The following is a 14,424-nucleotide window of genomic DNA, read 5'->3' on the forward strand; positions in this document are numbered from 1 at the left end:
GCTCCCATGTCCAACCGGCAGATACTCCAGGCCATGTCGGGGCTGATGGCCGGCATGTTCGTGGCGATCCTGGCGGGCACCGTGGTGGCCAACGCGCTGCCCACGATCATCGCCGACCTGGGAGCCAGCCAGTCCTCCTACACCTGGGTCGTCACCTCGGAACTGCTGGCCATGACGGCGACGGTGCCGCTGTGGGGCAAGCTGTCCGACCTGTTCGACAAGAAGCTGCTGCTCCAGCTGTCGCTGGGCATGTTCGTGATCGGCTCACTGCTCGCGGGCTTCTCCAACGGCGTCGAACTGCTCATCTTCAGCCGTGTCCTGCAGGGCATCGGCGCGGGCGGTCTGACCGCGCTCGCCCAGGTCGTGATGGCGGCGATCATCCCGCCCCGCAGGCTCGGCAAGTACGCCGGCATCTTCGGCGCGGTGTTCGCCGTCGGCACGGTGGCCGGACCGCTGATCGGCGGTGTGCTGGTGGACACCTCCTGGCTGGGCTGGCGCTGGTGCTTCTTCATCGGCGTGCCGTTCGCGCTGCTCGCCATCGCGCTGCTCCAGCGCACCCTGGCCCTGCCCGTGGTCCGCCGCAAGGCGAAGATCGACTTCCTGGGCGCCTTCCTCATCGTGGCGGGTGTCTGCGCCCTGCTCATCTGGGTGACGCTGGCGGGCAACGAGTTCGACTGGGTCTCCTGGCAGACCGCCGCGCTCACGGGCGCCGGACTCCTGCTGCTGGCCGCCGCCGTGTTCGTCGAGGCGCGTACGGAGGAGCCGGTCATCCCGCTGGGCATCTTCCGCAACCGCACGGTCACGCTGACCACCGTCGCCAGCCTGCTGGTCGGTGTCGCCATGTTCGGCGGAACGGTCTTCCTCTCGCAGTACTTCCAGGTCTCCCTCGGCAAGTCGCCGACCGTCGCGGGCCTGATGAGCCTGCCCATGATCATCGGTCTGCTGGTGTCGTCCACCGTGGCCGGTCAGTTGATCAGCAAGACCGGTGTCTGGAAGCGCTACCTGGTGGCCGGGGCGGTCATCATGACCGTCGGTCTCGGTCTGCTCTCCACCATCGGCGCGGACACCTCGTTCACCCTGCTCAGCATCTACATGGCCACCCTCGGCGTCGGCGTCGGCATGCTGATGCAGAACCTGGTGCTGGCCGCCCAGAACGACGTGCCCGCCAGTGAACTGGGCGCCGCGACCTCCGTGCTGTCCTTCTTCCGCAGCATGGGCGGCACCATCGGCACCAGTGTCCTCGGCGCGATCCTCGCCAACCGGGTCGCCACCGAGATGACCAAGGGCCTGGACGCGGCGGGCATCCCCGCGGGCCCGGGCGGCGGAGAGGCCGGCGTCCCCGACATGAGCACCCTGCCCGAGCCGGTGCGCGCAATCGTCGAGCACGCCTACGGCGTCGCCACCGCCGACCTGTTCCTCATCGCCACCCCCTGCGCGCTGCTGGCGCTGATCACGGTCGTGTTCCTCAAGGAGAAGCCCCTGAAGACGACCAGTGGCATGGAGCGCCTCGCCGAGGAGTCCGGTTCCGCGGCGGCCACCGACAAGGCGGCGGTCGGCGGCTGAGACCCCTGTCATACGTTCGTTCGCCCCGGGTCCGCGCACGCGGACCCGGGGCGAACGCGTACCGGGTCCCCGGCGCGAGCACCGCCCGCCCGGGCGCCGTGAGCGGGCGCCCGGGCGGTGGCGTCCGTCCTCCGGCAGCGGCACATCGTGGGCGGCGAGGGTGCCATCGCCCCCGGCAGCGGGTACGGGGCGGAGGGCCCGGGCCGCCGCACCCGCGGCCCGTGCAGCGCCGGGCCCACGCCGACAGCGTCGTCGCGGCGGCCGGCCCGCTCCGCACTGCCCTACGATCCGGGACAGCGGGAGGGGGCGCCGCGCGAGGGGCCGGCGAGAGACGGTACGGTCCGTCCGCCCGGCGGCCCCGCCCGTCCTCAGGGGTGGTGACGAACGGCGGCGGACGCCTCGGCCTCCCTGGCCTTGTCAGTGCAGCGGAACGGCGTGTATAACGTTGTAAAACTTGAGCCCAGCGGCTCGGCGCACGACTCATGGTGACGGCATCCCATCCGCACCGGCCAACCGAGTCGGGCCGCTCACGAAGGGATTGCCGTGCGGGTCAGCCTCAAGGACGTCGCCGCGCACGCGGGGGTCTCCATCAAGACCGTCTCCAACGTGGTGAACAACTACCAGCACGTCACCCCGGCCATGCGGGAGCGTGTCCAGCGGTCCATCGACGTGCTCGGCTACCGGCCCAACCTCGCCGCCAGGCACCTGAGGAAGGGACGTACCGGCATCATCGCGCTCGCACTGCCCGAGCTCGGCAACCCCTACTTCGCCGAACTGGCCGCCTCCGTCATCGACGCCGCCTCCCAGCACGACTACATCGTGCTGCTCGACCACACCGGGGGGTCGCGCGAGCAGGAACTCCTGGTGAGCCAGGGTTTCCGGGCCCGGGTCATCGACGGGCTCATCCTCAGCCCCATCGAGCTGGAGACCGAGGACCTGCGCGACCGCTCCGAGGACGTGCCGCTGGTGCTGCTCGGGGAGCGGGACTACGACCTGCCCTACGACCACATCGCGATCGACAACGTCGCCGCGGCCCGCGCCGCCGTACGGCATCTGATCGGGCTGGGGCGGCGGGAGGTGGCGTTCATCGGGGCCCGGCGCGGGCGGAGCGAGCCGGCCCAGCTGCGCGTACGAGGGTGGCGCGAGGAACTGGCGGCCGCGGGACTCCCGGCCGACGAAGGGCTCGTCGCGGCCACCGACGGCTGGGGGCACGCCGACGGGGCGCTCGCCATGAACCACATCCTGGACAGCGGACGGCGGCCCGACGCGGTGTTCGCCTACAACGACCCCATGGCGATCGGCGCGATGAGGGTGCTGCACGAGCGCGGTCTGCGAGTGCCGGAGGACATCGCCGTGGTGGGCTTCGACGATGTGATCGAGGGCCGCTTCGGCGCGGTCACGCTGACGTCCGTGTCCCCGGACAAGGCCGCCATCGGCCGGCTCGCGGTGGAGTCGGTGCTGGCCCGGCTCCACGACCGGGCGCCGGAGCCACGTCGCATCTGGGCGGACCACCAGCTCGTGGAGCGGGAGAGCACGCTCGGCCGCCCGGCCGCCACCAACCGGGGGGCCGCCTGACGGGCGTCGCGGCGGGGGCGCGCACCGGGGAGCGGTGCGCGTGTTCGCCGTGGCACGACTCCGGCGCCGGATGTCTGGAACCACGCCGCGGCGGTACGTGCCCGACGACGGCGGAGTCGGCGGCGTGAGCCGGCACGAGTGCGGGCGCGGGGGTACCGCCGACCGGACCGGCACGGCGCAGCCCGAGGAAGCACCGAGCACCGGTCGTGTGGGCACACCGACTGCGGTGCGCGCAGTGTGACTTGGGTGGCAGTCGAGTGAACTACAGCAGTCGCACGCACACTTGACGGCGTTGACGCCACGCGTTCGGTTCACCGCTGCCGCGGCACCACCAACGTCCCCCCTCCCCCCGCCGCCCAAACACCCCTGCTGCAAGGCCACTTGGCCACAAGCAGCTCCGCCGTCACCTCCGCCCCGGATGCAAGCGCTTGCCCGGCGGCCCCGGCGCCCCGAACCGGCCGGCCCTCCCCTTCCGACCTTGCGCGCGAGGGGTTTACAGCCTCCTTCCAACGATGTAAAACCTCCTTGCGGCGCACCGGACGCCGCCGTGCACAGGGGGAGCGGCTCCACACCCGCGCGTCCGTCGGCTCCCCAGTTCCCTTTTCAGCGTCACCCGGATCGGGGTCACCATGCAGCGCACCACTCACCGTTCCCTCCTCCTCGCCCGCCCCGTGGTCGTGGCCCTGGCCGCCGCCGTGGCCCTGACCGCCACCTCCTGCGCCAAGTCGGAGGACGACGCGGCGGACGGCAAGAAGTCCCCGGCCGCCGCCGACGCCGGCCAGAAGGTCGTCACGCCGAAGCCGGGCAGCAGGACCTGCACCGTCGACGCCTACGGCGGCAGGAAGATCGACCTGAAGGGCGCCACGGTCGGCTTCTCCCAGTCGGAGAAGGAGGCCAACCCGTTCCGCATCGCCGAGACGCAGTCCATCAAGGACGAAGCCGCCAAGAGGGGCGTCAAGCTGCTGACGGCCAACGCCCAGTCGCAGTTCTCCAAGCAGATCAGCGACGTGCAGGACCTGCTCGCCAAGGGCGCCGACCTGCTGGTGATCGCCCCGCTCAACTCCGACGGCTGGGACCCGGTGCTGCAGGCCGCCGCCGCCAAGAAGGTCCCGATCGTCACCATCGACCGCAAGATCAACGCCACGCCCTGCAAGGACTACGTCTCGTTTATCGCCTCGGACTTCGTCGAGCAGGGCAGGCGTGCCGCCGACCGGATGATCGAGGCCACGGGAGGCAAGGGCGAGGTCGCCATCCTGCTGGGCTCGGCCGGCAACAACGTCACCACCGAGCGCACCCGGGGCTTCAAGGAGCGCGTCACCGAGAAGGCCCCCGGCCTGAAGATCGTCTTCGAGCAGACCGGTGACTTCACCCGCGAGAAGGGCCAGCAGGTCACCGAGCAGCTCATCCAGTCCAAGCCCGCCATCAAGGGCATCTACGCGGAGAACGACGAGATGGGCCTGGGCGCGGTGGCCGCGCTCAAGGGCGCCGGCAAGAAGGCCGGGGACATCGAGATCGTCACGGTCGACGGCACGCGCAACGCCGTGCAGGGCGTCGTCGACGGCTGGATCAGCGGTGTCATCGAGTCCAACCCGAGGTTCGGCCCGCTGGCGTTCCAGACGCTGGACACCTTCACCCAGGGCAGGGAAGTCCCCCAGGACATCGTGATCCAGGACAGCGCCTACAGCGCCGACAACGCCGAGCAGGACCTCGGCAAGGCCTACTGATCCTTCTCGGGGCCCCGCAGCCCGGGCCCCTCTGTCCGTCCGTCACCACTTCTCTCCTGGAGGCACAGGTGGCTCCCCCCGCCGAAGTCCTCGCCGTCCGCGGACTGAGCAAGACCTTCCCCGGCGTCCGGGCCCTGGACGGCGTGGACCTGACCCTGCACGCCGGCGAGGTCCACGCACTGATCGGCGAGAACGGCGCCGGCAAGTCGACCCTCATCAAGCTCCTCACCGGGGTGCACCGGCCCGACGCCGGTGACATCGTTTTCCAGGGGCGTGGTGTCTCGTTCGCCACGCCGCTGGAGGCCCAGAAGGCCGGCATCTCGACCATCTACCAAGAGGTCAACCTCATCCCCCTGTTGAGCGTGGCCCGCAACCTCTTCCTGGGCCGTGAGCCGCGGAACCGGCTCGGTCTGCTGGACTTCGCCCGTATGCACCGCGAGGCCGAGGAGACGCTCGGCGCCTACGGCGTGCGGGTGGACGTCCGCCGTCCGCTGCGCAGCCTCGGTGTGGGCGCGCAGCAGATGGTCGCCCTGGCCCGGGCCGTGGCGAGCGAGGCGCGGATCGTCATCATGGACGAACCGACCTCCTCCCTGGAACCGCGGGAGGTCGAGACGCTGTTCTCGGTCATCCGCCGGCTGCGCGACGAGGGCATAGCCGTCGTCTACGTCAGTCACCGCCTGGACGAGCTGTACGCGGTGTGCGACACGGTCACCGTGCTGCGCGACGGCCGTCGGGTGCACCACGGCCGCCTCGCGGAACTCGACCGGTTGTCCCTGGTGTCCACCATGCTCGGCCGGGAACTGGGCGAGGTGCGCCGGGAGGGGCTGACCAAGTTCACCGGCGACCGTCACGCGACCGACGGCCGGCCGGTGCTCGAAGCGACGGACCTGACCGTGCCGCACCAGGTGCACGGCGTGTCCGTGAGCGTCCGCCCGGGTGAGGTCGTGGGTCTAGGCGGGCTGCTCGGTTCGGGACGCACCGAGACCGCGAAGGCCATCTCCGGTGCTCTGGCGAGGAGTTCGGGCAGCGTCGTCGTGGCCGGGGTCCCGCTGCGCGCGGGCTCCACGCCCGCCGCCATCCGGGCGGGCGTCAGCCTGCTGCCGGAGGACCGCAAGAGCGAGGGGATCGTGCCCGGTCTGTCGGTGCGCGAGAACATCGCGCTGGCGGTCCTGCCCCGGCTCTCCCGCTTCGGCCTGGTCTCCGAGACGCGTGTGGACAGCATCGTCGACACCTTCGTCGAGCGGCTGCGCATCAAGGCGTCCTCGCCGCACCAGAAGGTCGGCGAACTGTCCGGCGGCAACCAGCAGAAGGTGCTGCTGGCCCGCTGGCTGGCGATGAACCCGAAGGTCCTGCTGCTCGACGAACCGACCCGGGGCATCGACGTCGGCGCCAAGGCCGAGGTGCAGAAGCTCGTGGACGAACTCGCCGCGGACGGCCTGGGAGTCCTGCTCATCTCCTCCGATCCGGAGGAACTGATCGAAGGGTCCGACCGCGTGGTCGTACTGAAGGACGGTGCCGTCGTCGGCGAGCTGACCGGCGACGAGGTCACCGAGGACGAACTGATGCGGACCATCGCCGGGCACGCCCCGGACCGGGACGCGGTGCGGGAGGCGGCCACCGATGGCTGAAGCCACCCTCAAGGCCGTCCCGCCGGACCGGACCCGCGTCCTGCAGTGGCTGCAGGCGTACGGCGTCTACGCCGGCGTGGCGCTGCTGATGGCCGTCAACATCGTCGTCACCCCGCACTTCCTGACCGCGGAGAACTTCCGCACCCAGGCCGTGCAGGTCGCTCCCGTCATCATCGTCGCGCTGGGCATGGCCCTGGTCATCGGCACCGAGGGCGTCGACCTGTCGGTCGGTGCCGTGATGGCGCTCGCGGCCTCCGTGACGGCCCTCTACCTGGGCTACGGACTCCTGCCGGCCCTGCTGGTGGTGGCCGTGTTCGCCGCCGGGACAGGGCTGGCCAACGGCGCGCTGGTGGCGTTCGTCGGGGTGCAGCCGATCGTGGCGACCCTGGCCCTGATGGTCGGCGGGCGCGGTCTCGCCCTCGTTCTGCTGCCGCAGCTGGAGGACCTGCGCAACCCCGCGCTGGCCTCCCTGGGCTCCGGCGACGTACTGGGCGTCCCGTACCTGATCCTCATCGCCGCGGCGCTCGCCCTGCTGGTGGCCTTCGTCGTCCGCCGCACCACCTTCGGACGGCAGCTCCTCGCCATCGGCGACAGCCGCCCCGCGGCACAGCTCGCCGGACTGCCGGTGCGCCGGGTGCTGATCGTGGTGTACGTGGCCTGCGCGCTGCTCGCCGCCGTGGCGGGTGTCCTCGCCACGGCACGGCTGCAGGCCAGCGACCCGACCTCGCTTGGCAATCTGATGGAGCTGTCCGCGATCACCGCCGTCGTCGTCGGCGGGACGCCGCTGACCGGCGGCCGGGTGAACATCGCCGGCACCGTGGCGGGAGCCGTCCTCATCCAGCTGCTCACCGCCACCCTCATCAAGCACGATCTGCCGCCTTCCTGGACCCAGATCGCGCAGGCCATGGTGATCGTGTGCGCGGTCTACGCGGCACGGGGACGGGGGAAGCGATGAGTGCCACCGAGACGGACGCCCCGGTGGCCGCGACGCGCGGCAAGGGGCCGGCACCCGCCGGTGAGCCCGTGGGCGCGGCACGCTCCGAGCGGGTGAGCGCGCTGGTCCAGCGGCACGGCGCGCCGGCGGTGCTGGTGGTGGTGTCGGTGGTGGCGTCGTTCAGCTTCGACTCCTTCGCCACCGGCGACAACATCGCCAACATGGCGACGAGTTCGGCGTTCCTGGCGATCGTCGCGCTCGGCATGACCTTCGTGATCATCACGGGCGGTATCGATCTGTCGGTCGGTTCGCTGTTCGCGCTGGGCGGGGTGCTGGCGGCCTGGGGCTCACGGCACGGAACCCCGGTCGCGCTGCTGCTGCCGCTCGTCGTGTGCGGGACGGTCGGCGTGGTCAACGGCCTGCTCGTGGCCCGTTCCCGGCTGGCGCCGTTCATCGTCACCCTGGCGGCGATGCTCGGCGCGCGCGGTCTGATGCTGGCGCTCACCGACGAGGGCGCCGACACCTACCTGATCGGCAAGGGCTCCTTCCTCGCCGAACTCGGCCAGGGCAGCACCCTGGGCCTCGGCAACCCCGTGTGGATCACACTGGCGCTGTTCGCCGCCGGGGCCGTCGTGCTGCGCCGCACACGGTTCGGTCAGCACGTGTACGCGGTCGGCGGCAACGAGGACGCGGCGGCCCTGATGGGCGCGCCGGTCGCCCGCACGAAGGTCCTCGTCTACGCCCTGTCGGGGGTGCTGGCCGGACTGGCCGGCGCGCTGAACGCGGCGTGGCTCGCCTCCGGGGTGACGATCCTGGGCAACGGCATGGAGCTGGAGGCCATCGCCGCCGTCGTCATCGGCGGAACCCTGCTCACCGGCGGACTCGGCTACGTCAGCGGGGCGCTGGTCGGCGTGCTGCTGCTGAAGGTGATCCAGAACGTCATCAACCAGATCGGCTCCCTGGACTCCTCCTACCAGCAGGTGGTCAGCGGGGCGTTCCTGGCCGTCGTGGTCGTCGCCCAGACCTGGCTGGGCCGCCGCCGGCAGCTGATGTGAAGCTCCGGACGCGGCAGCCGGGAGCCGTTCGGCTACCGGCTGCCGCGTCCGGTACCGGGCGGCCGGCCACGCCACGGCGGGGGCCGGCCGCTTCCCGCACGCGCACGTCTCCCACCCCCACTCTCCGAGGAGTGACGATGCGTCGATCACACGCCCCCTGTCCACCCCTCCCCCGGTCCGGACGACGGCCGTGGTGGCTCACCGCCCTGTCGGCCGTGCTGGTGCTGCTCGCCGGCACGGCCCTCACCGGGTCCGGCATCGCGACCGCGGCGCCACTCGCGTGGGCCCCCGAATCCCCGCCGATGACGACGCCCTGGACCGGCCAGGTCTCCGTCGACCATCCGCACCCCGAGTACCCGCGGCCCCAGCTCACCCGCCCCGACTGGGCCAATCTCAACGGCATCTGGGACTTCGCCGTCACCTCCGCCGGCTCCGGCCGGCCCGCGTCGTTCACCGAACGGATCCGCGTCCCCTTCGTCGCCGAGTCGGCGCTCTCCGGCATCCAGCGCAGGATCACGCAGAACGACAAGCTCTGGTACAAGCGCACCTTCACCGTCCCGCCGGACTGGAACGGCCGCCGCGTCCAGCTCCACTTCGGTGCCAGCGACTGGCGTACGACCGTGTGGGTCAACGACCGGCAGGCCGGTGCCGTCCACAGCGGCGGCTTCGACTCCTTCTCGTACGACATCACCGGCCTGCTGAACGGCGGCACCAACACACTCGTCGTGTCCGTGTGGGACCCCACCCAGGCCGGCACCCAGGCGGTCGGCAAGCAGCGGCTCAACGACGTGACACCGCATCCGGGCGGCGGCATCTTCTACACGGCCGCGTCCGGCATCTGGCAGACCGTGTGGCTGGAGCCCACGGCCGCCGCGCACGTCACCCGCCTCGACATGGTGCCCGACCTGGTCAACGACCGGATCGAGGTCACCGTCCGGGCATCCGGCGCCGACGGGCACCGGGCGCGGGTCACCGTCTCCAGCGGCGGCACCACCGTCGGCACGGCGACCGGTCCGGTCGGCGGCACGTTCACCGTAGCGGTGCCGAACCCCCGCCGGTGGAGCCCGGACGACCCGTTCCTCTACGACGTCAGGGCCGATCTGCTCTCGGGCACCACGGCCGTCGACTCCGTCGGCAGCTACGCCGGTATGCGCTCCATCGGCCTGGCCCGGGTCGACGGTGTCCTCCGCCCGGTGCTGAACGGGGAGTTCGTCTTCCAGACGGGCACCCTGGACCAGGGCTACTGGCCGGACGGCGTCTACACCGCCCCGACCGACGCCGCCCTGCGGTACGACCTGCAGAAGCACAAGGACCTCGGCTTCAACATGGTCCGCAAGCACATCAAGGTGGAATCGCAGCGCTGGTTCCACCACGCCGACCGGCTCGGCCTGCTGGTCTGGCAGGACATGCCCTCCATGGAGCGCACCCCGGACGCGGCCGCGCGCACCCAGTGGGAGGCCGAGTACGACCGCGTCATCGACCAGCACCGCAGCTCGCCGTCGCTGGTGATGTGGGTCAACCAGAACGAGGGGTGGGGCCAGTACGACCAGGCGCGCATCGCCGACGAGGTCAAGGCGTACGACCCGTCCCGGCTCGTCGACAACATGAGCGGTGTCAACTGCTGCGGGGCCGTGGACGGCGGCAACGGTGACGTCGTCGACCACCACGTCTACGTCGGCCCCGGCAACACGGTGCCCGGTGCGACGCGCGCCGCGGTGCTCGGCGAGTTCGGCGGGCTCGGCCTGAGGGTCGCCGGTCACGAGTGGTATCCGGGCGGCGGTTTCAGCTACGAGGACCAGCCCGACGCGGCCCGCCTGAACCGCCGGTTCACCGGCCTGCTGGACGCCATCCGCGAGGTGCGTCTGCCGCGGGGACTGTCGGCGTCCGTGTACACCGAGATCACCGACGTGGAGAACGAGGCGAACGGGCTGCTCACCTACGACCGTCAGGTGGTCAAGGTCGACGAGGCAGGGGTGCGGGCCGCCAACCGGGCGCTGATCGACGCCTCCCGCTCGCCGGCCGCTCCGGTCACGCTGCCCACCGGTCAGTACGGGTCCCTGCGCGTGACGACGCCGGGTCACACCGACCGCTACGTCCGGCACCGGGACGGCGCCGTGTTCACGGAGGTCGTCACCGCCGGCAGCGGCGCACTGCTGAAGAGCGACGCCACCTGGCGGGCCGTCCCCGGTCTGGCCGACACCTCCTGCTACTCCTTCGAGTCGCGGAACTACCCCGGCGAGTACCTGCGCCACCGCAACTCCCGTGTGTACAAGGAGGGCGGCAGCGGTGACCTGTTCCGCGCGGATGCCACCTTCTGCCCGGTCCGGGGGGCGAACGGCGGTGTCCGGCTGTCCGCCTACAACTTCCCCGGGCAGTATCTGCGTCACTACGACGCCGAGTTGTGGCTGGCCGTCCCGGGCGGGACACGCGCGTGGGACAACCCCGACCGCTTCACGGAGGACACCACCTGGGCCGTGGAGGGCCCCTGGGCCCCGTGACCGCGGCGAAGCGGTCCGCGTGACGGGGCGGTGACGGCGGGGGTGCGGGCGCCGCCCGGTGCCCGCACCCCCGCCGTCGGGCCGGCTAGGGCTTCTCCGCCGTGTGCAGGGCGCTCACCTCTTCCGCGGTGAGCGCCCTGTCGTAGGCGTGGACCTCGTCCACCGCCCCGTGCCAGAAGTCGGTGTCCTGGCCGTTCCACTGGGCGCGGCCCACGGCCAGGGGCCCGGAGCCGGCGTAGGCGGGGCCGGCGGTGGCGGTGGCCGCCTGCTTGCCGTCGACGTACAGCGTGATCCGGCCGGTCGCGTCGTCACGTACGCCGACGAGGTGGTACCACCGGCCGGTCTCGGGCGCGGTCTGGAGCCGGGCGCGCTGCCCGTCGGGTGTGCTGAAGGCGAAGGCGCCCTGCCCGTACTGGAGGTAGAATGGACTCGCCTGGCGCCGGCCGTCCTGGCTGACGGCGGTGGCGTAGTTGCCGGGCAGGGAGTCGAGGGTGACCCAGGCGGAGACGGTGTAGCTGCCGGTGGTGTCGAGCACCGGGCCGTCCGTACGGGCGTGCTGTCCCCGGCCGTCGAACCTCAGCGCACTGCCGCTGACCCCCTCCGTCCAGGCGGTGCCCTCGGTCAGCTTCAGCGGCCTGCCGTTCGGGCCGTCGTCCTTCGCGGTGGTGCCGGCGCCCTCGTCGAGGGCCCAGGAACCTCCGCCGGTGAGCTGCTCCCGGTCCCCCGCGGCGGCGCCCGCCGCGATGACCCTGCGGTTGATCTCGCGCACCCGGACGGGGTCGACCTTGATCTCCCGGCGGTCGTAGGTGTAGAGGCCGTTGAGTTCGTTCTCCAGGTCGCTGATCTGGGTGTAGACCGAGCCGGACAGCTCGGCGCCGGCCTGGTCGAGGTAGAACTTCTCGGTGTTCTCGACGTACTTGCGGGTCAGCGCCTCCTTGTCGGCGACACCGCTGTAGATGACGGTCGGAGTGCCCGGCCACATGTGGCCCGGGGTGCGCAGGGTGAAGCCGCCGTGCTCGCCGTCCATGGCCGCGCGGTGGTCGGGGAAGGGCGGGTCGTCGTTGTTGTAGTCGTGGTGGTCGATGATGTCGCCCTTGCCGGAGTCGCCCTTGGAGTTGCAGCAGTTGACCCCGCTGTGGGCGTTGACGACGCGGGAGGGGTCGGCTGCCTTCACCGCCTCGGCGATGCGGCCGCTCTCCTCGCGGTCCCACTCGCCCCAGCCCTCGTTGAAGACGATCCAGCCGATGACGGAGGGCGAGTTGTGGTGCTGGCGCATCATCTCCCGGCCCTGGTCGACGAAGGCCTTCCGTCCGGTGTCGCCGGTGAGGTTGCCGGAGACGAAGTCCTGCCAGACCAGCAGTCCGAGCCGGTCCGCGTGGTAGAACCAGCGGGGCGATTCGACCTTGATGTGTTTGCGCACGGCGTTGAAGCCGAGCTCCTTGTGGGCCTCCAGGTCGAAGGCCAGGGCCTTGTCGCTGGGCGGGGTGTACAGACCGTCGGGCCAGAAGCCCTGGTCGAGGGTGGCGAGGGAGAAGACGGGCTTGCCGTTGAGCACCAGCTTCCGGTAGCCGCCGACGTCCTCGATGCCGATCTCGCGCATGCCGAAGTAACTGCCGACCTCGTCGGTCGACCTGCCGTCCTTCAACGTGACGTCCAGGTCGTAGAGGTAGGGGTCGTCGGGGCTCCACAGGCGCGGCTTGGCGACGGGCAGCCGCAGTTGGGTGCCGGCGGGCCCGCTGACCCTGCCGACGACCTTGCCGCGTGCGTCGCGGGCCACGGCCTCGACCCGGGCCCGCCGCGAGGCGCCGGCGGACTCGACGGTGACGGCCAGGGTGCCGCTGTCGACGTCGGGGGTGGTGACTACGTTGTCAATGGAGGTCTCGGCGACCGGCTCCATCCAGACGGTCTGCCAGATGCCGGAGGTCTGGGTGTAGAAGATGCCGCCGGGGTCGGTGGACTGCTTGCCCGTCGGCTGGTCGGCGCCGCCGGTGTCGGTGACCGCCACCACGATCTCCTGCGGGCCCCTGCCCTTGAGGGCGCCGGTGATGTCGGCGCTGAAGGCGTTGTAGCCGCCGGTGTGTTCGGCGACCTTCTTGCCGTTGACCCAGACGCGGGCCTGGTAGTCCACGGCACCGAAGTGGAGCTTCAACCGGTTGCCGTTGCCGCTCTTGCCGACTTTCCAGCTGTTCGGCACGTCCACGAGCCTGCGGTAGAACATGTGGTCCTCGTGCCGTTCGAGCCCGGAGAGCTGCGACTCGACCGGGAACGGCACGACGATCCTCTCGTCCAGGTCCTTGCCGAAGACCGGCTGCTCGCCGGCCTCGGCACCGCTGAACTGCCAGGGGCCGTTGAGGTTCTTCCACCGGGAGCGGACCTGCTGCGGGCGCGGGTACTCCGGCAGCGGGTTCCTCCGGTCGACCTTGTCGCCCCAGGGGGTGGTGATGCGGTGGGTGGAGGTGTTGGAGGCGTAGCGGACGATCCGGGGCACGGTCTCGCCTCCGGCCTTGAGGCCCCCCTCGCCGTCGTAGGTGACCCGGACCTGCTGGTTCTTCTGGATGGGTGCCGAGAGCGTGATGTCGAGGGAGTCGCGGTCACCGCGGGCCGCCGCGACCGACTTGACCGGCATGGCGGTCGTGTCGGCCTCGATCCTGAGGTGCTGCGCCACCTGCGCGTGGTCGCTCACCCGGTCCTCGAACCGGGCCCGCAGCGTGCGTCCGTCCTGGCCGACGGTCAGTTCCACCGGGAAGACCTCGAAGCCGGCGGGCGGGGTGAACGCGGAGGCCGGGACGAGTTGCCTGGGCGTCGTCGGCGTCGACCAGCGCAGGAACATGTTCGATCCGCCGAGGTCCTGGAACATCTCCAGGCGGAAGTCGTGCTTCTCTCCGGCCTTCAGGGTGAGCGGCGCACTGGTCTGTTCCCGGTCCCAGTCGGGCTCCCAGTGGTCGATGACCGGCTCGCCGTCGATGAAGAGCCGGAAGCCGTTGTCGCCGATGGCGTGGAAGGTGTAGTCGCCGTCCTCGGGCGCTTCGATCTGCCCGGTCCAGCGGGCGGTGGTGTGCTCCGTGCGCCCGGTCAGCTCCTGGAAGGTGCTGGTCAGTCCGGAGAAGTTGATCTGCGGCTCCAGGAGGGTGCCGCCGAGTTCGGCGAAGTCCCGGGCTCCCGGTGCCGACATGGCGAAGTACTCGCCCTTCAGGCCGTGGACCTGGACGTCGGCGTCGGCGACCGCGGGGGCGGCGGTCGGGGACGCCGGCGCCGCCGGTGTCGCCGCCGCCGCCGGGGCCAGGGCGCCGGTGGAGAGGGCCAGGGCCGTCACGGTCAGCAGAGCCCACCACCGGCTTCTGGGGCGGGAGTGTTGTCTTGTCATCGAACCTTTCCTCGCGCAGAGGGCATGGGGCCACGACGAGCAGGCACGGCCATCGGCTCGGCCGGGATTCCCTTCCAACGTTG

General features: G+C 71.3%; 8 protein-coding genes. 7 read left to right on the forward strand and 1 reads right to left on the reverse strand.

The features are described 5' to 3' along the window. Positions 1–6 precede the first annotated feature (6 nt). From IE172_RS22555 to IE172_RS22585, 7 genes are all read left to right on the forward strand, one after another. Positions 7–1,563, forward strand: a complete 1,557-nt coding sequence (locus tag IE172_RS22555) for an MDR family MFS transporter (RefSeq protein ID WP_190099284.1) — start codon at positions 7–9, stop codon at positions 1,561–1,563. Between the two features lie 543 nt (positions 1,564–2,106). After that, positions 2,107–3,138, forward strand: a complete 1,032-nt coding sequence (locus IE172_RS22560) for a LacI family DNA-binding transcriptional regulator (protein ID WP_190099110.1) — start codon at positions 2,107–2,109, stop codon at positions 3,136–3,138. Positions 3,139–3,767: 629 nt separating this feature from the next. Continuing rightward, positions 3,768–4,862 (forward strand): ABC transporter substrate-binding protein, encoded by a 1,095-nt coding sequence (locus tag IE172_RS22565; RefSeq protein WP_190099111.1) that lies wholly within the window; start codon positions 3,768–3,770, stop codon positions 4,860–4,862. 68 nt (positions 4,863–4,930) lie between these two features. Next, positions 4,931–6,490: a sugar ABC transporter ATP-binding protein gene (locus IE172_RS22570; RefSeq protein ID WP_190099112.1), complete on the forward strand. Its 1,560-nt coding sequence runs from the start codon at positions 4,931–4,933 to the stop codon at positions 6,488–6,490. Then, positions 6,483–7,445: an ABC transporter permease gene (locus tag IE172_RS22575; RefSeq protein ID WP_190099113.1), complete on the forward strand. Its 963-nt coding sequence runs from the start codon at positions 6,483–6,485 to the stop codon at positions 7,443–7,445. The genes IE172_RS22570 and IE172_RS22575 overlap by 8 nt, the downstream gene beginning before the upstream one ends. Beyond that, positions 7,442–8,479, forward strand: a complete 1,038-nt coding sequence (locus IE172_RS22580) for an ABC transporter permease (protein WP_190099114.1) — start codon at positions 7,442–7,444, stop codon at positions 8,477–8,479. Before IE172_RS22575 ends, IE172_RS22580 begins: the two co-directional genes overlap by 4 nt. A 137-nt stretch (positions 8,480–8,616) precedes the next feature. Next, on the forward strand, positions 8,617–10,977 hold the full coding sequence (locus tag IE172_RS22585; RefSeq protein WP_190099115.1) for an AbfB domain-containing protein: 2,361 nt from the start codon (positions 8,617–8,619) through the stop codon (positions 10,975–10,977). An 85-nt stretch (positions 10,978–11,062) separates the two neighbouring features. Here IE172_RS22585 and IE172_RS22590 read toward each other — a convergent pair whose 3' ends face one another. Next, positions 11,063–14,341, reverse strand: a complete 3,279-nt coding sequence (locus tag IE172_RS22590) for a LamG-like jellyroll fold domain-containing protein (RefSeq protein ID WP_190099116.1) — start codon at positions 14,339–14,341, stop codon at positions 11,063–11,065. Positions 14,342–14,424 lie beyond the last annotated feature (83 nt).

Origin of the sequence: Streptomyces griseoflavus, from assembly GCF_014649995.1 — a bacterium.
GTDB lineage: Bacteria > Actinomycetota > Actinomycetes > Streptomycetales > Streptomycetaceae > Streptomyces > Streptomyces griseoflavus.